Below are 22,212 nucleotides of genomic sequence, written 5' to 3' on the forward strand. Positions count from 1 at the left end.
GCTATCATTTATTAACTCAGGGCCTCGGACAATAATGTAAAGCATCTTGTCACTTTTGTTTTTTGAAATCGCGGTAGAGGGGATTTTTTCTGCTTTTGTAGGAACTGTAACGTTATCAGTTAATTAATATGTATTTTCAGCGATATCTTTTGATTTCTTCTTGATGTTACGTCTTCTATTCCGCTTTTTGTTGTCAGTAAAAATACCTTCGTTTTCATAAGCTTTTTCTATTTGTTCAATGGCTTGGTTAATTACTAGCTCCTGATCTTCATGTGTCGCAACAGGGGTTGCTTTCAATTCCCAGTGGTTCTGCTTGCTTAGTTCAAACAAGATTAGAAGCAGATGATAGAAGAATTTACTTAGCGTTTTAGATGCTGAGTATATGCCTTTCTCTTGTTCGTAAATTGCGTAAACGAAAGCTTTGTCGCGTTTGTTGATGCGTTTTCCATGATAAAGCCAAAAGTCGATAGCATCCTCTACCTCTTTTTGATATTGCTTTCTACATGAGATAATGAAGCAGTTAAGCATGTGCTTATCCCATTCCTCGGCTTGCTTCTTTACTTTGTCAGCATGTGTTTCAGCATCTCTTCTTACTGTTTCAAATCTTTGCTCTGCAAAATCTTTCTGCGATTCAAACATTTCTCTAAGGTCATAATTTTCGACTTGTGATTCGTCATAGCTACTTATAATGTTTGCATCACTTTTCAGAACACCAGATTTTATCAAGCCGCCGAGGGTGAACTTGTTACCGCTTCTGAGCTTAGAAGCGGGTATGATGAAGTCATTGTATCTGTACACAATCCCAACGAACTTTTCGTTGCTTCTGTCTTCTTTAAGTATTATTTCGACGCCATTTCTTAGTAGCGCAATTTGATAAAGAGCTAAGCTCGCTTGAGTGGTGTGCTCATCGTTTACGTCCAGTTTCTTTAGCATGTTTGCCCTAGCTTGCACTAGCGCTGGTAGCTCTTTGATGCTTGATTCAACTAAGCGTCTTACCATCAGCTTGACTGAGTGAGAGTACTTGTCAGAAACGACCGCTTCGCCCCTTGCTAGTATCTCTGATGAGTTTTCTAGTTGTCTTAAACCGAATTCCTTTTCTTGTTCACGCATGATTTCTTGTGCAGCTTCAACAGCCATCCAATTGCTGATGACTTTGTTTGTTTCTAGGTCTTGTGTTGATGCTGTTATGTGTACGTGCTGTGAATCAGTATCTGCGTGTCTAAACGCGATGTAGCGTGCGTTTTCGTAACCTAGGTGATTCATAGTCTTTCTTACTGTTTTACGCCACTGCTTGTCTGTGAGGTACTCTCCTTCGTCTATAGAGATGACAAAGTGGCGGAAAGGGTGCTTGACTGTCGGGTTGTGCTTATAGCTGCTTTGCAGTTCAGTGATAGCATCGTGCCAGTCCGCACCTGTAGCCAGCTCACCCATACTAACTGGAATGGATTCGATTTCGTTAGCACAGATGAAGAATGAGTGACCCTCCGATGCAGGAGCATGTTTTGTTTTACCTGCACCGTATTTAATCAGGTTATCTGCGTCTTTTTGTTTAGCGCCGTACTCGATGAGGTTCTGTGCGTCTTTGGCTGTCTGTTGACTTCTTGTGCATTCTAATTCTGTAAATATCATTTTATTGTCTCTTTATTATTATTGTGAGTGAGAAAGTAATAAGTAATGTAGATAAGCCCTCCTTATATTTAAGGAGGGAATTCAGGCTTTATAATTCAGCTTCTTCTAGTATCTTTTGTTTGCATAGCTCATCCAATTGACGCGAAGATAAGTATTTTAAAGCTAGTACTTTAGCTGTTGCTGATGAATGAGAGTCTATTGCTAGCTTGCGCGTAGTATCAATGCTTTCCTTAAGTTCTTTAATGCATTTGCTTAGTTTAACTATCTTAGCGCTGCCAGCATCTTCAATGTCTTCTGCAAGCACCTGAAGTGATTTTGATAGCTCTTTGGTTTCTTTAAAGTACTTCAAATAATCTTCGTCATTGTTCGGACGTGGTTCTACTTGGTTCAAGGCTACATCTCTAAGAAAAGCAGCGTTAGAGCGATAGTTGTGACTTTTCTTGCTGGTTATGAAACATTTGTACTGCTCTACAGTTATGTGTGTTTTTAATGCAATATTGTATAAGTCTTTAGTTTTTTTACGCTCTTCTTTGAAGCCGTTTTCTACAGCGTCCAGGATGCGAAGTGATTCAGTAACAACATCATCGTTAAAGCTATCTGCATTATTTTTAGCGTAAATACTTTTTACAATGCAATTACAAAAACGCGCATGAGAACTTAGCGTAATTTTAGATGTGCTTGAAAATTGCGGAAGTAGGGAAGGTACAACAACTTGTAATTCTTCTAAGCTGTAATCTGTTTTCTCAATAAGCGCTCTTAGTTTATCTTTATTTTCTCTTTTAGTTTCGATTACTATTTCTCTTATTGTGTTATTTAATTCTTCTTTTAATGATAAGTTCATTTTATTATTTCTCTTTTTATTATTATTATTTTATTTTTATTATCTTATTTATCTAGTAAGCAACAGCGTGCGACTTAGCGATAACTGCGAAGCATGTTAGCGCAACCGACTGAAGGGGAGGCTAAAGCTACAAACGAACCATTTGGAACAAATGGGGAAGAGCAGTATCCGCTTGTTACTGTTTTTGTTCTATTTGTTTTGATTATAACAATATAATTTATGATATTAAATGTGTTTATTTAAAATAAGCGAAATATATTATTGTATAATACAGAGTTCAACAGAGGAATATGATAAGGAATTTGTCGCATGCGACAGGGAAAGTGCGCGTTACAACATCGAAAATGCCGTTTGCGACAAGGAATTTGCGCCGCACTCTCACTACGTCTCAGCCGCTTTCATCCGCTTTCACTTCGTATCACTGATAGTTAGTAAGTAGTTTTTGGGACAAATGTTATATGGATTAAGTTAAGAAACAATAGCAGAATAAAGTGTGTTCGTGATGGTGGAGTCAAATATAAATAAAGGGTGTACTTATCATGTCTTTATTTTTATCACTTCGACTGATTATATTGTGTGATATTTAATATATGGTATATGTATATTTTGTTCGTTGTTAAATATATAGAGTTTGTATATTTCCATTTCGTAAAATAAATTCGAAAAAGTGATTGCTTTTGACTTCTAAATACGAATATTATATTTGCAACGGCTCTTGTAGTCATAAGAATAAGAATAAACGGAGGCGTCCAATGGCGCTTATACACTCAATTAATCAACTGAAAATAGAAAAGAAAGTCGATGTATTAAAACGCGTTGGTTTATCCCAAGCCACGCTTCACAGACGTATAAACGATGGCACATTTCCGCCCGCAGTACAACTGGGTCCCAAGGCTGTGGGATTCATGTCGCATGAAGTCGATGCGTTTCTTATTGCATGCGCTTTGGGAGAAGATAAAAAGCGTGTGGTCGCTGAGCTTCTCGCGCAGCGACAAGCGCTAAAGCAAGCGAATCCTTTATTGGAGTACATGAACTTTAACTAATTTATCTGTTAGTTCTGTGCATACGTTGCACAGAGCTTGCTCAACTTCAGTGGTAATTGCAAGATTCGCAACGACTTTTGCGCTCAAGCCGAGGAGGATAAAAAAACTCTTGACATTAAAGTACAGGCTAAGCTAGCTTGATAAGGCTTCCAAATCGCTCTGCTCTTTGAAAGCTCTGAATAATAATATAACAGCAAAAATAATAACGATAAAAACAAGATAAGTGGCTGAAAGCCATCAATAAAAGTTATTACGTTGTCACTCATTATTACTTCGGAGGAAACATGAAAGAGTTTAACGTCTTAAAGAAAAATCGAAAGTATTTTGCTGCATCGCTTGACGGCTACAAGTGCAGAATCTTAATCGATGAACTATCTCAGAATCTCTCAATCGGTACGCAACTGCTGGATGTCGAAGACATCTCCGTTCGTTCAAAGTATGGAACCGACCTAATATTCAAACTTAAATCCTCGGTTGAGGAACAAAATGAGTCTGGTTTTATTACTTTAACCAGTACTTACAATACCTATCTCATTGATAAATGCCGCGCTCTTGGTGGGCAATGGGATAAGTCCAGTGAGTGTTGGGTGTTTAGTGGCCTTATCGAAGAAAAGGTTGATGAGCTGGCTTGTGTTTTCAATTCTCATCTAGTGCCTGTCGAAGTTACGATTAATGATGACTACGATGTGTACGAAGAAAAGGGGACACTTTGTTGCCTTGGCTACCCAATCGCACGCGCATTTGGGCGTGATTCAGGAGCAAGAGTCGAAGAGGGGGTAGGTGTCGTAGCGGGCGGCTTCAAAAGCTGTGGTAGTAAGAAAAATTGGGTGACTCAAGCCAAATCTGGGACAGTGTTTCGCATTGAGGTGGCGGAGAAAGTGCTCACCCATTTTGCTGAGAAAGAGCCTCATTACCACTTTAAAGCTATCTGAAGGTAAGTGATATGAAATGGTTTCTACCGCATCTTGATGACACTGAAGCCATACTCAACAATGCTATTCTTTATAATAACGTTGTTTTGTTGCCAAACACCCCATGGAATGCCGCAACCGCATTTGTCTTGTATGACATATCACAATATGCGGCAACGTTAGGGGTTACCCTTGTTCGTTTACCCTCGATTGACGAGGGGGACGTACCAAGTTTTTGTGATGTAGTTTGGCAAAGGTTTGAGAGAAACAAGTGTATCGTAGAGCAGTTTTTGGCAGCGCAGTCCACGTATCGACGAGAGAGTTTAAAAGCAATATTAATTGACAGAAAATTGAATGACGCTTTAGGCCTGGGGCTATTTGACGCCTTTCAATTAATCTCTCTATCAAAACAAACCTTACTATTCCTATCGGAAAGTATTGATGCATGTTTCACCCTTCAGAACGTCACGTTGTTATCAGGGTTTGAATACTTTTTAACGAAGTCATCCAATACTCGATTGATAGGTGCATGCCATGAGAACTTGTTAACCTCATCTCAGTTCACACATCATCAAGATGGTGTTTATCGACTGAATAACTTCAATAATAAAGATCTGGTTAGGCATGCATTAAAGTTTGTCTGTCGTGTCAGTCCACATTTCGAAGTAGTAGAAAGCACGTTAAAAGCACCTCTCAAACAATATCCTAGTTTTGAGGCATTTGTTTCAGCTGTCCAGAAAATGGTTTTGCACCAAATGTAAGACGATTGAATAAAGAAGTCCGCGTTGTGTATTTATATCTTAAAAGGGTTTTGTCGATTAAATAATCTGAAAAGCAAAATGTCAGTTAAATTAATGTAAACGAATATTTGTTATTTTTTAAAGAAAACAGGAGTAAGATCATGCCTAACCATATTTATAATATCATCGAGTTTCATACTAAAGATAAATGCTATGCTAGTTCTATTCACGATTCGATCAGGAATGAAAGTAGTGATATGGATTTTAATAAGCTACTTTCCAACTATTTGAAATCAAATTCTTTTGAAGGAGAGAGCAGTATTATTCATGGTAATGTGGATTGGAATCTTCAAAATTGGGGAACAAAGTGGAATGCATGGGATAGCCAATGTTGCCTCGAAGACAGAGGTGAATATGTTTACGGAAGAATTACATTTTTTACTGCGAATACTACTCCGTACCCAATATTTATTGCATTATCAAAGATGTACCATAAAATCAGATTTAAGGTAAGGTTTGCTGACCAGCATGCTTTTGGCTGCGATTGTGGTTTCCTAGTTTTCCAGAATGGACAGGAGATTGACCGTCATATCTCCCCAAATGAATTTGGTTCAGATGAGCAATACTCGTACTGGGTAGATATAGCAATGAGTGTTTATTAATTTTCCAGCTCAACAGTTGGAAAGCAACCCCCATAATATTTAGAGGTTGCTTACCTCTGTAATTAGATCAAATTGCCAAGCAATACGCAACCCGCCTAGCTCGCTAATGGTAAGTGGCCGATGGTGATGTCGATGAAGTGATCAATATTTCAATGGTGGGGCCGCACACTGGATAATGTTGTAACGGGATCCTCTCGTCTGAGTGCAATATAATATGATAAAATTGACTGCCCCTTCCTAAGTGGATGAAAGTCGAACCTAATTCTGTATCAAATTGTGTCCCCAAATGTGTTTGAAGGATGTCTAATGCTCTCTTTACTCATATGATCGCGATAAGGGCGTTGGTTGGGCATCGCATTAAGCGCGTCACAAAGAGAAACCAGTTTGACCTGTTTGGAGGCTGCGCTGTTGTCTAACCCTTCAGGGTAGCCCTGACCATCGACACGTTCATGATGGAGCAAAATGGAGTCAGCCACAAAATGTGAAAAAGGGTTCTCTTTAATGAGTTCGTAGTCCTGTTTGGGATGGCGTTGAATTGATCTGAACTAATAGCTTTGGACACCTTACTAAGTGAATTATAATCAACTAGTGAGGTAAACATGAGTAACAAGAAAAAGAGTATCGTTCATACGGCAGAATTCAAAACAGAAGCATTAAAGTTAACAGAACGTGTTGGAGTATCGACCGCAGGAAAGTAACTAAACCTCTCACCCTCCCAAATCTATACATGGCGTTGGAAGGTCAATAATACATCTTACAATAGCAAGCGTGAAGCATAAATGGCTGCTGAGATTGCTAAGTTGAAAAGACAACTCGCAGAGCAAGCCGAAGAGCTAGGAATAGTAAAAAAATGTATGGTCTGCTCAGTTTTGCAAGTTAAAGATCATTGTAAGAAGGCGTTTGCATCAATGTATCCGGCCTGTTTGTGAACTGTCTTGTGCTCTAGCCTTGATGGGATCCGCACGGTGTTGTCCTAATAAAGCGCACAGTCATAACAAACTGCTTTTTAGCCAGGCTTCAACATCGTGGGTTTAACGTTTCTGTCATCAGCTCGTTTCTCGCAAAATCTATGGAAAAAGTCGTTATGTTAACGCGGTTATGACGAACCTAAGGCGGGATAAGGCCGATATTCCTGACGAGATACAAAACCTTCCAGCAAATCCTCACGATCTTGTAAGCTAAAGCAGTAAGAACAACATGATAGCAATGTGTCGCTTCGAGTTTTGCTATCCATTGGCCAAGTGCTGACTTGTCTCGCTTCATGTGTATCTTTACTGCCTTAGCTCCTTGTATCACCTGTCGTCGCAGATAGACGTTCCCCCCTTTTGGCTGATACCACCGAGGTTACTCTTCCCTCAGTTGAGTATTGTCTGGGAACCCAACCTAACTATGACGACATATCTCTGCCTCGTTTAAATTGTGTACCAGAACCAACAGCGGCAATTAATCCAGCAGCAACAATAGGACCGATGACTGGATCACTTGGCGATCCATAGCGACAATGAGAAACCTGTTTTTTCCTAAGTCGATACCGTAGATATATACCTCTAAGTTTAACATGGGTGCTCTCCTTGGTTTTGGCTTTCCTTGCTGAGTATAGATATCAGAGGGAGGAGCAGACCATCCCACTAGGCCGCAACCTACTTCGTATATGGAATCCACGGGTTTTACAAGACAAAAATGTGCAATGGATAAGATGCGGTTGTATATTCGGTTTCTTATTGAAGGAGCTATCCTCTAACCTTTGATGTATGCGCACCTACAGTCCTTGTCGCGAAAGAAGCTTTTAATAGTATTACGAAGTAGTTAGGGCCTCAGTAGGCTGGTCTAACCATTGAACATTATTATTTGTAATCTGTTAATTCATATAGCTAAATAGTAATGGCTTTGGCTGATATTCTGTTTCATAGTGGAGCATTGTCCAAGCAGTCCTCATAGTCTTGTTTGCTAAGGCGATACAGGCTCTTTTGAAGTCAACCCTATCGACTATCTTGATAAGCCGTGCCTGCTTCTGGTTTTTTGCGAGTCGGGCAGTCGGTAAATATATGCCATGGCACCAAGGTATAGCATTGAACGGAGGCAAATTGACACCGCCAAATTTATCTATGCCCAGCATCATCACTTTACCGTCTGAACTGTATTGTTTCGGTGTTAGCACAACAAACGCTGAAGCTTGCCGTCCATTGGTAAATTGCGTTCCGTTACCTAAAGTAGCGTAGAGCATGGAAGCTGTTGTTTCACCCACACCTTCCAGTACCATGAACCTTTTACAACGTTCTATTTGCCGAGTTGGAGAGTTCATGGATTTCTGGAGCTTGCTTAATTCATCTTTCAGGTTACGGTATTGCTACCTTAGTATTGACAAGGTTGTGGCCAAGTTTGCTGGCAGAACATCGCTTTCATAGAGTGTCGAAGTGACCAATGCAGCCAGTCCTTTAGTACCGAAACCAGCACGCAAGTTTAAGTGTACAACCGAGAGTAAAAAGTTCTTTCGGCTTCGTCTGCATATTTCACGATTGTGTATAATTTTTTCCTTGTGGGCCTAATTTACAGGTCTGAAAGACATTTTTGCCAAACCGATCGCTATAACATTATATTTCTGCATTGTATGGACTCTTAGTTAGGTTTTGGTCAACTTAAACCGTAGTTCCTCGAGGGGAGGGAGTCCGTACATCTTAGGAGGGTGGCACTCGGTAACGAGTGCTACCGATCCGACAAAGTTATGTTACAAGTACATAACTTTTGATGTTTATAAAGAATATATTTTATGGTAACGGTTACAAATTTAATGGTTGTTTTGTAAGTCACATTTTACCAAACGGAATGATTACTGTTTAATTCTGGTGTTTGAGGATATTTATGTCCGTTGTGTCTACAAATTATCTAAAGTAATTCTATTTTATTTAGTGGAAACGTTTACACTAATTTGAGTTTGATCACGGATCTAAATCGGTTTTGGTTGATAGAATTTTAACCAGTGAAGAATTGGGCGTATCGACTTGGTGTGTATAACGCTGGCTCAGTGAGCATCAGGTCCGGTACCGAGCAGGAAGTAGCAATAGCGGAGAAGCAAAAGTGAAAGTTCTTGTCACAGGTGGTATGGGTTACATCGGTAGTCACACATGCGTTCAGATGATTGAGGCTGGTATGGAGCCCATCATTGTCGATAACTTGTGTAATGCCAAAACAGAAGTATTGAGCCGTATTGAAGCGCTAACTGGAAAACAGCCAGCGTTCTACCAAGGCGATATTCGTGATGAAGTATTTTTGGACTCAGTATTCGCTAAGCATGACATTCAAGCGGTGATCCACTTTGCTGGCCTGAAAGCGGTAGGTGAGTCAGTCGTCAAGCCATTGGAATATTACGATAACAACGTCAATGGTTCATTGGTGTTGGCGCGCAGTATGCGTAAAGCGGGTGTGAAGAGCATCATATTCAGCTCTTCTGCAACCGTCTACGGCGATCCAGAAATCGTTCCGATCACAGAAAACTCATCAACAGGCGCAACCACAAACCCATATGGGCGCAGTAAATACATGGTGGAAGAGTGTTTGAGTGATTTGTTCAATGCAGAAAGGGATTGGAGCATCACTTTGCTGCGTTACTTCAATCCTGTTGGCGCGCATCCATCGGGCACAATGGGCGAAGACCCACAAGGTATTCCAAACAACTTGATGCCGTTCATCGCACAAGTCGCGGTTGGCCGTCGTGAAAAACTCTCGGTATTTGGTAACGACTACCAAACGCCAGACGGTACAGGGGTGCGTGATTACGTCCACGTAATGGACTTGGCTGATGGTCATATTGCGGCATTGAAATCAGTGGGTGAGAAAGAGGGGTTGCACATTTACAACCTAGGTACAGGTAAAGGCTCTAGCGTAATTGAAATGCTGGAAGCTTTCGGTGCTGCTTGCGGTAAACCTGTACCTTACGAGCTATGCCCACGTCGTCCGGGTGATATTGCGGAATGTTGGGCGAGCACAGATAAGGCAGAGCGAGATCTGGGTTGGAAAGCAATTCGCAGCATTTCTGAAATGACTGCCGATGCTTGGAGTTGGCAATCTAAGAACCCACAAGGTTACTAATTTAAATCCGGTGCAGCGCGTCGGACTAGCAAGAATATTAAGTTGAGTAAGTAAAATGTCGAACGTTGAATTTAACCCAGTGGATCATCCACACCGTCGTTACAACCCACTAACGGGTCAATGGATTTTAGTTTCACCACATCGTGCAAAACGTCCTTGGAGTGGCGCGGATGAGAAAGCTGCGATAGATGAGCTACCAAGCTACGATGAGAACTGCTTCCTGTGCCCGACAAATGAGCGTATTTCTGGCGATGTTAACCCAGATTATCAAGGTACGTACGTGTTCAATAATGATTTTGCTGCTCTGATGGTGGATTCACCAGATGCGCCAGAATCAGAAAGCTCACTATTTAAAACCCAAGGTGTGCGCGGTTTAAGCCGAGTGATTTGTTTCTCTCCAGACCACAGCAAAACCCTACCTGAACTACCCGTGGACAAAATTCGTGGTGTGATTGACACGTGGAACGAGCAAATTGAAGAGCTAGGCAAAGAGTACGTTTGGGTTCAAGCATTTGAGAACAAGGGTGAAACTATGGGCTGTTCTCAACCGCATCCACACGGTCAAATTTGGGCGAACAGCTTCTTACCAAACGAGATTGAACGCAAAGAGCAGAACCTAAAAGCTTACTACCAAGAAAACGGCACTAACCTGCTGGTGGACTATGTGCAGGCAGAGATAAAAGACGGCTCCCGCGTCGTGGTAGAAACCGAACATTGGGTTGCGGTTGTCCCTTATTGGGCGGCGTGGCCATTCGAAACCATGCTGCTACCGAAAACACACATCCGCCGTATGAGCGAGTTAAGTAATGAGCAGCGTGACGACTTGGCTGTCGCTATTAAAAAGCTGACCAGCCGTTATGACAATTTATTCCAATGTTCTTTCCCTTACTCAATGGGTTGGCACTACGCCCCTTTCTTTGAACAGGGCACAGACATCGACCATTGGCAGCTTCACGCACTGTTCTACCCGCCACTATTACGTAGTGCGACAGTACGTAAGTTTATGGTGGGTTACGAAATGCTGGCTGAAAGCCAACGCGACTTAACCGCAGAGCAGGCGGCACAGCGTCTGCGTGATGTAAGTGATTTGCACTACAAAGAACAGTGATTTGGGCGGTTCTAGGATCCTAGGTCCTAGAACCTAAAAACAGAAAATCAAATAAGTGGTTCACGATCGCGAATGAACAAAGGGTTCGGGGATCTAAATTCAATTTGAAACCGAGATTTAACTATGTCTGATTTAATCCAAAATGTGAAAGCGTCTTTTGAGAACGTGTTGGGCTATGCGCCAAGCCATATTATCCAAGCGCCTGGTCGTGTAAACCTGATTGGTGAACACACCGACTACAACGATGGTTTTGTACTGCCATGTGCAATTAACTATCAAACGGTTGTTGCGGCAGCAAAGCGTGAAGACAACCTAGTACGCGTGGTATCGGTTGATTACGATAACGCGGTTGATGAATTCGATATCACTCAAGAAATCACGTTCCAAGAAGACAAAATGTGGGCAAACTACATTCGCGGTGTCGTGAAGTGTCTGTTGGCTCGTGGCTACCAGTTTACCGGTGCTGATATCTCTGTCAGCGGCAATGTTCCTCAAGGTGCGGGGTTGAGCTCATCAGCGGCACTGGAAGTCGTGATTGGTCAGACGTTCAAAGTGCTCTTCAACCTGGAAATTAGCCAGGCGGAAATCGCATTAAATGGACAGCAAGCCGAGAACGAATTTGTTGGTTGTAACTGCGGCATCATGGATCAAATGATTTCGGCAGAAGGCCGTGAAAACCACGCCATGTTATTGGACTGCCGTAGTCTGGAAACAGAAGCCGTTTCTATGCCAGAGGACATGGCTGTCGTGATCATTAACTCGAATAAAAAACGTGGTCTGGTTGACAGCGAATACAACACTCGTCGTGAACAGTGTGAAGAAGCGGCACGAATCTTTGGTGTTAAAGCTCTACGCGATGTCACCATTGAGCAGTTCAACGAGAAAGTCTCTGAGTTGGATGAAATGGTGGCAAAACGTGCGCGTCATGTGATCACCGAAAACGACCGCACAGTCGAAGCGGCAAAAGCGCTCCGTTCGCATGATATTAAACGCATGGGTGAACTGATGGCTCAGTCGCATACATCAATGCGTGATGATTTCGAAATTACCGTCAAAGAAATCGACACCTTAGTTGAGATGGTGAAAGAGGTGATTGGCGAAGAAGGAGGTGTGCGCATGACCGGCGGTGGCTTCGGTGGTTGTATTGTGGCGTTGGTTCCACCTGCATTAGTGGATGAAGTGAAATCGACGGTAGAAGCTAAATATGAAGCTGCGACAGGTTTAACAGCGTCGATTTATGTTTGTAAAGCCCAGGATGGCGCAGGTCTGATCGAAGCGTTGTAAGGGCAGGCGATGAAAGAATATTTTGAACAATTAGAACAAGCGATGATTCAAACGCCATCGTTTGACGGTCAAGCGGCGAATCTGCTCCAGCTTACTAATGCAAATGGTATGACGGCATCGTTTATGGATATTGGTGCGACTTGGTTGAGTTGCACGCTGCCGTTAGATGGTGAACACCGTGAAGTGCTATTGCGCTCGCCAAATATGGCAGAACACATGAAGCAAGACGCCTATTTTGGTGCCATCGTCGGTCGTTTTGCCAACCGTATTGCAAATGGTCGATTTGAGATCGATGGAGAGCATTATCAACTTGGTATTAATAACGGTGAAAACTCGCTCCACGGAGGCTTGGATGGGTTCGATAAACGCCGTTGGAAGATTGCCGAACAAAGTGATCGACAAGTTGTTTTTACGCTTCGATCGCCTGATGGTGACCAAGGTTATCCTGGCAATCTCGATGTCAAAGTCACATACACGTTAACCGATGAGAATGAACTCGTTATTGCCTATGAAGCGAATACCGATAAAACCTCTCCGGTGAATTTAACTAACCACGCTTACTTTAACTTGGCGGGCGAGGCGAGCAACGCGAAAAGTTTGGACCATACGTTGCAGCTTAGTGCAGAGCATTACTTGCCAACGGATGCGGGTTTAATTCCTACGGGTGAACAAAAACCTGTCTCTGGTACCAGTTTTGATTTCACCGAGCCAAAACTTATTGGCCAGGCATTTCTTAGCGAGCAGGATCAGAAAAACGCGGGTGGCTACGATCACGCCTTTGTGTTCAAGCCTAAAGTGACCGATTGTGTGTCTGTTGCCGCGGTTCTTATTGCACCCAAAGAAGATGTGGTGATGAAGGTCAAAACCACTAAACCAGCCATACAGTTCTATTCTGGAAACTTTTTAGCAGGTGTGCCGGGCGCAAGCAAAACTTACGCGCTTTATGACGGCCTTGCCTTGGAAACGCAATACTTTCCTGATGGACCAAATAAACCAGAATGGGGACTCAACAGTGGGGTGTTGAGCTCAGGGGATTGCTATCAGCATCGAACCGTGTATCAGTTTGAATTTTAGATAGCATTTTTGGTGGGCTCTATGCCCACCTTTTTTTGATTCCTAGTCAATCGGATACAGATAATCAACAACGCTCAACAGAATTTCTGCGCACTAATGTTGGGCTGAAAATAATAGTTTCATCTTCATCTTCATCTTCATCTTCATCTTGTTCGTTACGAGACAGTGTCAAAGCCAATCGAGTGGCACGTTCAATCATTATATCTATTGTATAGCGCACTGCAGTTAAACGAGGATGAACAAAGTGTGCAATTAAGCCATCATCAAATCCTACCATTGATACTTTAGCTGGTACCTTAATGTCCTGAGCAGAGGTTGTACAATATGAGCCTATAATGACAACGGATTAGAGATGTTAAACGATCTTCGAATACATCGAGATTAATTATAATCGAACCAGAAGGTATGGTGTTCTGTGGTATCTAAGGTCGGTTAACCTTAAACAGCAAAATGTCGCTTAATAGAGTATCCAATCTGGCTGAAGCAGATCATTGATGCAAAACTAACGGTCATTAATTTCATAGTCGAAGTTACCGCCGTATACCCAGAAATACCTACCATTTCATCCTAATGACCTAATCCCAGATGAAGCTACCTTTATATGTGAATAAACTCACGGAACGCATCCTAGTACTCGTTAAAGTTCATTAAAGAGATGCGTCCAATTCGAATGATGATACCGAATTCGGATACTATTTGTTAAAAAGTGGTTTATCCTCTAAACCTTATGAGTTGTATCATACGGTAAATTGACAATAGTATGATCTTTTGCTGGGGAGATTTCGGCGTTTTTCAAGACAGTTGTCACTACATGCTTAACTATTAAGCAGCTTCTTTTTCTGGATTTAGGTAAACCTCTCCGATCGGCTCGCAGTTCCTGATATTCCGCGACCAGCTCTCTGGTTATTGTCTTTTAAGCTCCATCAGCACTTCTGCTCGATGACTTAAAATCGCTGCATCTTGATCACTGTGACGTTCTGATGGGGTAACGTAGTTCAAACGGCAGTGCTTATGCTCAGTGTTATACCAAGCAACGAAGGTCTCTACCCATTTGCGGCTTGCTTCAAGACTATTGAGTTATCATCACTAACTCTTGGACGGCTATAGGAAGGCGTGATACCCAGCTCTTCCGTTTTGGCTTTAAGCGTCAACGACTTCATTGGTCCGCCGTTATCTGAGTGCAGAACCAGAGGCTGATTGAAGCACTGCTCACGCATCAGTGTGCGTTGCAGTAACTGCGCAGCCAGTTCGCCACACTCTCGGTCATGCACCTCATAAACCACGATTTTCCTGCGGTAGATATCTTCTATCACGTACAGATAACAGTGCTGACCTCGCTCTCCTGACGGCAGATAGGTAATATCCCAAGTGAAGACTTGGTTCGGACCTTTTGCCGTATAACTTGTTGGTTTAGATGCCTTTTGCCAACTGCTCTGTATACAACCCTTTCTCACGGCAGTACTGGCTCAGTTCATTCTCGGTCATGGAATAAGTTTCTGCGACAACTGCCAGTGTGGTTTGAGCTGACCACTGCTCGGAAGAAGTATTACTGTCTGGCACAACGGCTCCTGATTCTCTTAGCGCTTGTCGCCAATTGTACAGGGTTGCTTCATGGATTCCTTCTTCTTTTGCGACCTCCGCTACTGAGCGAGAGTATGGTGGTAACAACTTCCTTAGTACTGCTTCTTTTCTTTCCTGCGAATAACGAGACATTCTTTACTCTGCTACCGCCCCAAACTTGTTAAATTTTAACAGTGACAACTATCCTCCCAGAGGGGGATTTACGGAAACGATGTCTTTAATCTCCATAAATTGCTCGCGAGTTTGCCCTGTCATTAGTATTAATCCATACTAGAATTTATACTCTTAGGTCTTACAATTGCTAAGGAAAACTATAGATTATTAGTATGAGTGGTGGACTTATCTAGGATAATAATTTTTTGAATCAAAAGCATAGATGCAAAAGTTGTTGACTAAGTAGAAACTGGATGAATGGGACCATCGAACATGGTGTCTACAGTTTAAATAATTACCATACTAGTGTTGTCGATTTACGGGAGAGGGTATACCACTCGTCTCAACCACAAGGAGAAATATATGATTGTAGTAGCGAAGTTTTCTTTTGCTCATGAAGCTCATATTGTGAAAGCGAGTCTACAAAGTGCAGGGATAGAAAGTCATATCCCTGACGAAGACGCGGTAAATACTCAGTGGCTTTACACGATCACCATGGGTGGTGTTCGCCTGATGGTGTCTGAGAGTGATATCGAGAAAGCGATACAAATACTTAGTGGTGAGTTATCAGAGTCATTGGATAGCGAAGCTGTGGTGGATGAAGAAAAATGTGTTTGCAAAAACTGTGGTAGTGCATAGATATCTGAGCAACAAAGCTTATGAGAACTCTTGGTTTAGTGAGTTGCCAAGAGCCAAAGCTCCACTACAGAAAGGCTTAACAAGAACATATTGAAGTTCCAAATCACTTAGGTCGTCAGTTAGACGTTACCGCCCCAAATGAGGTATGGGCTGGTGATGTCACGTATATTTGGACGGGTAATCGGTGGATGTTCTTAGCGGTTGTTATCGATCTTTTGCTCGCAAATTGATTGGTTGGTCGATGACTCTATCACCTGATTCTAAGCTAACAGGCAAAGCTCTTTTGATTGCTTATGAGTCTCGTGGTAAGCCTAAAGGTGTTATTTTTCTTAGTGACAGCAATAATGTGTTGGCTAGATTTCATCGTGCTCTAACTAGGAATATTGGTTCATGCATGAAAGATGGTACCAATAATGTACTGAGCCTTCTGACCCATATAGCGATCGACCTTATGTATACTGCCTTGGCTCTGTCGATTGCTTATTATCGCTATTTGGTGAGGGTTGTCTCGCCAATATTTTTGACTCAAGAAGGGCATGACGCCTGTCTCATTACTGTCTTGTCCAAGTATTTGGTTGTGTGGCCGTCCATTTGACATTTCAAAACCGTAGTCTGTCATTTTGTCGAAAAATATCTATATATTTTTCAGTTTCTCAAGCAAATATAGTCTCTACTTCGCACAATATGCTCCCTGTCACAAAAATATGGCTATAAATCAAAATCATAGCTAGTTTTAAGATTTTCGTACCGAACATTATGCATGGTTCTAAACTTCAGACCGATTAAAGGCCCATGAGAATAGTTAGTATGGGCCTGATGAATATATGATTACTTATAACGCCGTTTATACATACAGCTATGGAGACGCTTGGCGGCTTTAATCATAGGTTTGTATGGTATATCCGCTATGGATACAAAGCCTACGTTGTAATTTTCTCCATCGTAGGAGCGACCGGTGATAGGTGAGTCGACATATTGGAACCAATGAGCACCAACGAAGTACGGGTTGTCGATGACGGAATGCAAGTACGCCTCGAACATTTCTCCACGTTCTTGTTGGTTACCTGCCGTGACTAGGCCTGGGTGATAAAGCCCCGTGTCTTTAGAACCAATATGGAATTCACCAATGATACTCGGCATATCTACTTCGGCTAAGAACTGCCAAGCCTGTGGATGTAAACCTTCTTTATAGTAATTGTAACTTATCACATCACAGTATTTAGCAGCAGCACGAACAACATTTGGCGTCATACCCCAGTCAGCAAATCGACACCCTAGGTAAAGGTGATTTGGAAGTTCGCTTTTCAGTGCTTCACGAACGACTTTGAAGTACTGAGAGGCATATGTTTCAAGCAGTAAACAGTAATCTTCAAGTTGAGCTTCGTTGTGCTTTAACCCATTAACTCCGGAACTTAACGCATCCCAAGAGGCGATATCTGTATTCCAACAGATGTTTAGAGCTTCAATACTCAAATACTTTTTTTTCAGTACTTTCATGAACTCAGCTTTTGTTGGTGATTCTTGTGCATCACGACTTAAGGTATGGATGGCAATTCCGTGTTGGCCTTGAATTGTTCCCATACGACCCCAGCTCTTTTCATTGTCGATAAAGATACCTACACACCAAGGCGTGTCTTTAATTTCGGCTCTGACTTGTTTCACTGTCGCAATAGCGCGCTCTTTAAATATTGGATCGAATGGATCAGGCAGTGGTGACCAGAAATCATCGCCGCTGCTAACCGTTTTAAACTCACCAATGATCCACCCATTGGCGAAAAAAGGCACTTTTTCATTTGAATAAAACTCAGGAGCGGTCCAGTTACCAAGTGATGTAAAGCCCCAGTTGAGCATACGATCCAGTGTGACTTCACGCCATTTCTGCATGTAGTCTTTACCATACTTGCGTTGTAAGTTTGCAGCGTAGAAACTAAAGGTTTCACCTTGTTCAAGTGCTCCTTCAAAGTTTTCACGCATGTATGCATAGTGCTCGCCTAAATCTTCTTGATAACTCGGTAGCCATTGGAAGCAATTACGACGTACAGTACTGCCAACGAAGGCGGTCTTCTTGGCTTCCATTGACACTTCAAATTTCTCAATAGAGTCTTCAGGGGTCGTGTCATCTGGGGACCGCTGCTCCACTTTTGAATGATCATAGTCGATACCGGTTTGAGTATATGAGTTGGCTAGGCGGATGACATCGATACCTGTTGCAAAGTAGAGGTAGCCTTCTGGATCAATAAGTGACCATTTCCCATCAACTTTTTCAGTACGATAGAAACCAGTGGCTTCATAACGTTTACCTTGGATATAACCACCAAAGCGTGAACGGTCAGCCATTGCTCCTTGTTTTAAATCCTGAAGTTCGCGCTCAGTAAACAGTTTGAGTTCTTCATCATTGTACACTTTTTCTGGATATTCGCAGTTAGCGTTTTGCCCGTAGCAATCAATAATTTGAGATAAATAATTTGGATTGTACTCTGGGCTGAGCATTAATCGGAAATTAGATAATTCTAGCTTATGATCAATGAGTGTACCATGAATACTCAGCTCGATTTGTACTATGTCCGACAAGTCAATATTCATTACTCCCCACATCCATGTAGCATAGACAAACGGACTGTCCCATGGAGCAGGGGGGGAACGAAAACCAGAATAGTGATTTGTATTGCCCTTTAAGTAATCTCCTTTAAGTTCAATTAAATAAGAGTTACTTGTGTTACCTGTGACATTAACGCAGCGGCTGTGCATTTGTCCTTTTGAATCAAAGATGTTGATAAAAACTTGTGTCGATCGCGAACCAAGGTTTTTAGCTTCAAATGCAAAGCAAAAATTTGGCATTTGGCTCCAGTCCCATTTGTCACCATCTACAGGTTCTATTAAAACTGATGTATACATGTTTTCAGCGCTGTGGCAATGAATTTTCAATTTGCTTTCTAATGTCATTGATGCATCTATGTTGTTAAAGCGGAATTCAGCAGGTATATCTTGTGTGGAAAAATCAAATAAAGAGATGGAACTATCGTGCTCTGAGTGTCTAACCACATCATTTATAGTTGGTGTCATTGTTGTATTCTCCTGTAAAGGGTCTTTTTAAATTTTAAGTTTTAAATTTTCATTTGTTAACCAATATTATCTTTGGTAAGACCAATAATTGATCGTAATCGCACTATTTACAGGATCGCTACCAATTACTACTCTTTGAGCTATTACGTTATAACTATATATTCCCTATCTTGTCTTACAGATAGGGAACCAAAATGCGACCTATCGGTCTTTGCGCGCTATTGGTAGACTGGTACAATAGAATAAACAAACAATAACGCCAGGTAGACCGTTGGGCTGGCATTCAGGTTAGGATATAAATGATGAAAACAACAAAGCGCCGTTACTACGACATTGGTCTACAGATTGAAGAGTTGCTCTACTCAGGTGTGTTCAAAGCAGGAGAGAGACTTCCTTCTGAACGTGATCTGAGTGAACGTTTTGACACCAGTCGTGCTACTATACGAGAAGCTATAATCATGTTGGAGTTGAAAGGTTTGGTTGTAGTTCGCCAAGGAGCAGGTATCTACTTTATTGATTCTCCAGATAAAGTTGCTTCTTGCACCATTGTTCCACACAATGATATTGGCCCATTTGAACTCCTTCAAGCGCGACAAATTATCGAGAGTAATATTGCGGGATTTGCTGCTACCCAGATTAAAATTAATGAGTTACGAGAACTTAAGCGAGTGCTCTTAGAGCAAGAGAAGGAACTGAACGGGGACAGTGAGCGTTTTGAAGAGCTTGACCGTAAATTCCACATTCTAATTGCTGACTCGACACAGAACCGTGTTCTTATTAATCAAGCAAGCGAGATGTGGCGCAGTGTTCGTACTCAGAATCCTTTGTGGAAAGCTCTAAATGACAAGTACTTGCATGAAGAAGTACTAAAAGAAGTTTGGTTGGAGGACCATAAGAAAATCTTCATGGCTTTACAAAAACGTAACCCTGAGGAAGCAAAGCAAGCTGTATGGAATCACATCGAAAATAGTAAGCAAGAGCTATTGAAAATAGCCAGTGCTGAAAGCGTAGAAGCGGATCTGGATGATTACTTCTTTACAATGGACTTAGAAATATAATCGATCTTTTAATTTTTTTGGCTTTGCGCAGCAAAGCCTTTGTTCTCTTCAGCCTTTCTATCTATTAGTGTGAACAACCTCACGCAAATCAATAAATAAATTAAAAAACACATAATCTCTGTGTTTTTTTGGTTAACCAGTGGTTATATTGGTTTTCCGCTTTGGTCTGTTGAGCTTTTGTTTTAGTGTAATTGATGAACAACAATTTTGACTGACTCTAATTGTATTGCAACGGGTATTCTTAGTTTAGGTTGCTGCTTCAACATCAATTACAATATCGACATTGAGTTCATAGAAATCATCAAAGCCAGAGACCATGAGGTAAGAGTTGTTGGCAGCTTAGCGACACATTGAGATATTTAGAGGACAAAAAATGTTATTTGGAAATATACACAGATTAGAACTAGTCGGTTATATCCACCCAACAATGAAAGCATTGATTCGAGAAGCTTGGGTTCTCGCGAACGATGAATCTATAGAAGACGGTAAGTATGAGCTTTCACATCAGGGCGCTTTCGTTGTGTTAGTGTCTGCGAATACAGAGCCGTTAGAATCTCGTAAGGCTGAGTATCATAAAGAATATATTGATGTCCAAATCGTTAAATCGGGGGAAGAAAAACTTGGCTATTCGAACCATCTATCGGCGGATAAACTGGCTCTCGTACGTTTGAACAATGATGTGGACTTTCTGCGTGACGTAGAGCAAGAGCAGTTTGTTTCGTTGCGAGCGGGTGACTTTGCGGTGTTTTATCCGAACCAAGTCCATCGCCCCTTATGTGCCGTTGAAGAGCCTTGCAAGGTTGTGAAAGCGATCATCAAGATACCGTATACTTTGCCGGTTTAGCTTTTTCTTTGTAGCACTTTGGTATCACTGCTAGATTAACAAACATTACGTAAAAAGTGGCGTCAGAGACGATGAGCAATATTGGTACAACTAAGCTCTAGTTGGATAGTAGTGATAGCCCATCAAAGTCGACCCCATCGATGACATCTCGTAATCAATAACCTGTGTAAGACCTGTAATATGGCAGTGACCTACCCCCAAGAACTATTCCAAAACTTTGTTAGTGGTTCTTGTTAAATTACCACTGTTTCGTGCCGTTCTTGTGGTCGCTGCAAACTCAGACGGTGTCAGGTAACGCAGAGCTGAGTGGGGGCGATTTTCATTGTAATCCAATCGCCAGAGGCTGATTAGGTCACGAGCATGACTCAAATCCCTAAACCAGTGCTCGTTTAAACATTTATCTCTGAACTTACCATTAAAACTTTCAATATAAGCATTTTGTGTCGGTTTCCATGCCTGGATTAATTTTAAAATCACACCATGCTGATAAGCCCATTGGTCGAGCGCTTTCCCTGTAAATTCTGGGCCTTGATCCGTTCGAATCGCTTCTGGATAACCTCGAAAAGTAGGGATAGACTCCAGTGTGGTCATAACTTCATCCCCGAGATCCCTGTAGCACCAGGAATATCTAGGCAGTCCTTTGTATAGTCATCCACAATCGTCAGGCGTTTAATCCGTCTGCCGTTACTGAGCGCATCCATCACAAAGTCCATAGAGCAATAGAGCAAGTGTGATTTGGTACTGAAGGAAGCAAGAGAGGCTCTCGCACAACACTCTGTGATTTTCTACTGGTCGTTAATCCTAATTCGCAGTACAAGCGATAAAATCGCTTATGGTTAACATCAAAACCTTCTCGCCTAAGAAGGCGATGGATTCGACTATAACCAAATCGACGTCGTTCCAATGCCACCTCCTTTATACGAGCCTGAAGCTTATCATCCTCGCGGTAAGCTTGAGGTTGATATCGCATTGACGCGCGTTGAATACCGACGAGCAGACAGGCTCTTCGTTCTGAAAGCTGGGTGCCTTTCTGAATGACTTTGACAGCCTTGCGTTTGTCCTAGACGGTCAGTACTTTTGGCTGAGAGCTATTTTCAGTGCTTCTAAGTCCAGCAGCGTTTCAGCCAGCAGCTTTTTGAGCCGAGCGTTCTCGTCTTCCAGCGCCTTAAGGCTGCGGGTTTCAGAGATATCCAGTCCTGCGTATTTTTACGCCATGTATAGAAAGTCGCATCCGGTATCCCATGTTTGCGGCAAAGCGCTCTGGCGGGGATACCTACTTCCGCTTTATTTAAAATGGCAGGATTTATTGTTCATTGAATCGTTTTTTCATGTTCATCATCTCCTTAGTTGGATGCACATTACTAAGTATAGACTGGACTAGAATAAGGGGATCTGGTTAGTACCGATTAAACCTCATATTACAAAACTCTTCACGCCACAAATATTAGGCTATAAATCAATGTCTTTAATTGCTCGGTTTTATGATGTTTATAGAC

13 protein-coding genes and 7 pseudogenes are annotated in these 22,212 nt (G+C 41.9%); 13 read left to right on the forward strand and 7 right to left on the reverse strand.

Annotated features, from left to right (window positions below; translation table 11 throughout):
• Positions 1-123: 123 nt before the first annotated feature.
• Together OO774_RS06845 and OO774_RS06850 are read right to left on the reverse strand one after the other, a co-directional pair.
• Positions 124-1,629: a relaxase/mobilization nuclease domain-containing protein gene (locus tag OO774_RS06845; RefSeq protein WP_264905756.1), complete on the reverse strand. Its 1,506-nt coding sequence runs from the start codon at positions 1,627-1,629 to the stop codon at positions 124-126.
• Between the two features lie 88 nt (positions 1,630-1,717).
• A complete protein-coding gene (locus OO774_RS06850) occupies positions 1,718-2,470 on the reverse strand; it encodes a chromosome partitioning protein ParA (protein WP_264905758.1) in 753 nt (250 codons plus the stop codon).
• Positions 2,471-3,222: 752 nt separating this feature from the next.
• On the opposite strand from OO774_RS06850, the gene OO774_RS06855 reads away from it, so the two are divergent.
• The 4 genes from OO774_RS06855 to OO774_RS06870 all read left to right on the forward strand — a co-directional run bounded on the left by OO774_RS06855 (position 3,223) and on the right by OO774_RS06870 (position 5,826).
• Complete coding sequence (locus OO774_RS06855) at positions 3,223-3,513, forward strand: AlpA family phage regulatory protein (protein WP_264905760.1); 291 nt, start codon at positions 3,223-3,225, stop codon at positions 3,511-3,513.
• 284 nt (positions 3,514-3,797) lie between these two features.
• Entirely contained in the window at positions 3,798-4,445 is a 648-nt protein-coding gene (locus OO774_RS06860) for a hypothetical protein (RefSeq protein ID WP_264905762.1), read from the forward strand.
• Positions 4,446-4,456: 11 nt separating this feature from the next.
• A complete protein-coding gene (locus tag OO774_RS06865; RefSeq protein ID WP_264905763.1) occupies positions 4,457-5,185 on the forward strand; it encodes a hypothetical protein in 729 nt (242 codons plus the stop codon).
• Between the two features lie 140 nt (positions 5,186-5,325).
• Complete coding sequence (locus tag OO774_RS06870; protein WP_264905765.1) at positions 5,326-5,826, forward strand: hypothetical protein; 501 nt, start codon at positions 5,326-5,328, stop codon at positions 5,824-5,826.
• 1,858 nt (positions 5,827-7,684) lie between these two features.
• On the opposite strand, the pseudogene OO774_RS06875 reads toward OO774_RS06870, so the two are convergent.
• A pseudogene (locus OO774_RS06875) lies at positions 7,685-8,215 on the reverse strand (transposase); the annotation flags it as partial.
• 686 nt (positions 8,216-8,901) lie between these two features.
• Between OO774_RS06875 and galE the strand changes: the two are divergent.
• From galE to galM, 4 genes are all read left to right on the forward strand, one after another.
• Positions 8,902-9,912 (forward strand): UDP-glucose 4-epimerase GalE, encoded by a 1,011-nt coding sequence (gene galE, locus OO774_RS06880; RefSeq protein ID WP_264905769.1) that lies wholly within the window; start codon positions 8,902-8,904, stop codon positions 9,910-9,912.
• Positions 9,913-9,967: 55 nt separating this feature from the next.
• Entirely contained in the window at positions 9,968-11,020 is a 1,053-nt protein-coding gene (locus OO774_RS06885; RefSeq protein ID WP_041170237.1) for a UDP-glucose--hexose-1-phosphate uridylyltransferase, read from the forward strand.
• A gap of 123 nt (positions 11,021-11,143) precedes the next feature.
• Positions 11,144-12,304, forward strand: a complete 1,161-nt coding sequence (galK, locus tag OO774_RS06890; protein ID WP_264905772.1) for a galactokinase — start codon at positions 11,144-11,146, stop codon at positions 12,302-12,304.
• 9 nt (positions 12,305-12,313) lie between these two features.
• Positions 12,314-13,378 (forward strand): galactose-1-epimerase, encoded by a 1,065-nt coding sequence (gene galM / locus OO774_RS06895; protein ID WP_264905715.1) that lies wholly within the window; start codon positions 12,314-12,316, stop codon positions 13,376-13,378.
• Between the two features lie 64 nt (positions 13,379-13,442).
• Here the strand turns inward: galM and OO774_RS06900 are convergent.
• Positions 13,443-13,679 (reverse strand): annotated as a pseudogene (locus OO774_RS06900) (substrate-binding domain-containing protein); the annotation flags it as partial.
• 10 nt (positions 13,680-13,689) lie between these two features.
• Between OO774_RS06900 and OO774_RS06905 the strand changes: the two are divergent.
• Positions 13,690-13,839: pseudogene (locus OO774_RS06905) on the forward strand (IS3 family transposase); the annotation flags it as partial.
• A 361-nt stretch (positions 13,840-14,200) separates the two neighbouring features.
• Here OO774_RS06905 and OO774_RS06910 read toward each other — a convergent pair.
• Positions 14,201-15,091 (reverse strand): annotated as a pseudogene (locus OO774_RS06910) (DDE-type integrase/transposase/recombinase).
• Positions 15,092-15,475: 384 nt separating this feature from the next.
• Between OO774_RS06910 and OO774_RS06915 the strand changes: the two are divergent.
• Both OO774_RS06915 and OO774_RS06920 read left to right on the forward strand, forming a co-directional pair.
• Positions 15,476-15,748: pseudogene (locus OO774_RS06915) on the forward strand (DUF2007 domain-containing protein); the annotation flags it as partial.
• Between the two features lie 11 nt (positions 15,749-15,759).
• Positions 15,760-16,088, forward strand: a pseudogene (locus tag OO774_RS06920) (DDE-type integrase/transposase/recombinase); the annotation flags it as partial.
• 491 nt (positions 16,089-16,579) lie between these two features.
• On the opposite strand, the gene OO774_RS06925 reads toward OO774_RS06920, so the two are convergent.
• Entirely contained in the window at positions 16,580-18,814 is a 2,235-nt protein-coding gene (locus OO774_RS06925; protein ID WP_243978686.1) for a beta-galactosidase, read from the reverse strand.
• A gap of 299 nt (positions 18,815-19,113) precedes the next feature.
• Here OO774_RS06925 and OO774_RS06930 point away from each other — a divergent pair, with 299 nt between their 5' ends.
• On the forward strand, positions 19,114-19,872 hold the full coding sequence (locus OO774_RS06930; RefSeq protein WP_148263132.1) for an FCD domain-containing protein: 759 nt from the start codon (positions 19,114-19,116) through the stop codon (positions 19,870-19,872).
• A gap of 373 nt (positions 19,873-20,245) precedes the next feature.
• Entirely contained in the window at positions 20,246-20,716 is a 471-nt protein-coding gene (locus OO774_RS06935; protein ID WP_014232240.1) for a YhcH/YjgK/YiaL family protein, read from the forward strand.
• 204 nt (positions 20,717-20,920) lie between these two features.
• On the opposite strand, the pseudogene OO774_RS06940 reads toward OO774_RS06935, so the two are convergent.
• A pseudogene (locus tag OO774_RS06940) lies at positions 20,921-22,019 on the reverse strand (IS3 family transposase).
• Positions 22,020-22,212 lie beyond the last annotated feature (193 nt).

Origin of the sequence: Vibrio sp. STUT-A11, assembly GCF_026000435.1 — a bacterium.
Taxonomy (GTDB): Bacteria; Pseudomonadota; Gammaproteobacteria; order Enterobacterales; family Vibrionaceae; genus Vibrio.

What these genes read in the sequence shown, in the direction of transcription:
- OO774_RS06850 (WP_264905758.1), bottom strand. Translation starts at nt 2,470, where the DNA reads ATGAACTTATCATTAAAAGAAGAATTAAATAACACAATAAGAGAAATA.
- OO774_RS06855 (WP_264905760.1), top strand. Translation starts at nt 3,223, where the DNA reads ATGGCGCTTATACACTCAATTAATCAACTGAAAATAGAAAAGAAAGTC.
- OO774_RS06870 (WP_264905765.1), top strand. Translation starts at nt 5,326, where the DNA reads ATGCCTAACCATATTTATAATATCATCGAGTTTCATACTAAAGATAAA.
- OO774_RS06930 (WP_148263132.1), top strand. Translation starts at nt 19,114, where the DNA reads ATGATGAAAACAACAAAGCGCCGTTACTACGACATTGGTCTACAGATT.
- OO774_RS06935 (WP_014232240.1), top strand. Translation starts at nt 20,246, where the DNA reads ATGTTATTTGGAAATATACACAGATTAGAACTAGTCGGTTATATCCAC.
- OO774_RS06885 (WP_041170237.1), top strand. Translation starts at nt 9,968, where the DNA reads ATGTCGAACGTTGAATTTAACCCAGTGGATCATCCACACCGTCGTTAC.
- galK (WP_264905772.1), top strand. Translation starts at nt 11,144, where the DNA reads ATGTCTGATTTAATCCAAAATGTGAAAGCGTCTTTTGAGAACGTGTTG.
- OO774_RS06925 (WP_243978686.1), bottom strand. Translation starts at nt 18,814, where the DNA reads ATGACACCAACTATAAATGATGTGGTTAGACACTCAGAGCACGATAGT.
- galM (WP_264905715.1), top strand. Translation starts at nt 12,314, where the DNA reads ATGAAAGAATATTTTGAACAATTAGAACAAGCGATGATTCAAACGCCA.
- OO774_RS06845 (WP_264905756.1), bottom strand. Translation starts at nt 1,629, where the DNA reads ATGATATTTACAGAATTAGAATGCACAAGAAGTCAACAGACAGCCAAA.
- OO774_RS06860 (WP_264905762.1), top strand. Translation starts at nt 3,798, where the DNA reads ATGAAAGAGTTTAACGTCTTAAAGAAAAATCGAAAGTATTTTGCTGCA.
- OO774_RS06865 (WP_264905763.1), top strand. Translation starts at nt 4,457, where the DNA reads ATGAAATGGTTTCTACCGCATCTTGATGACACTGAAGCCATACTCAAC.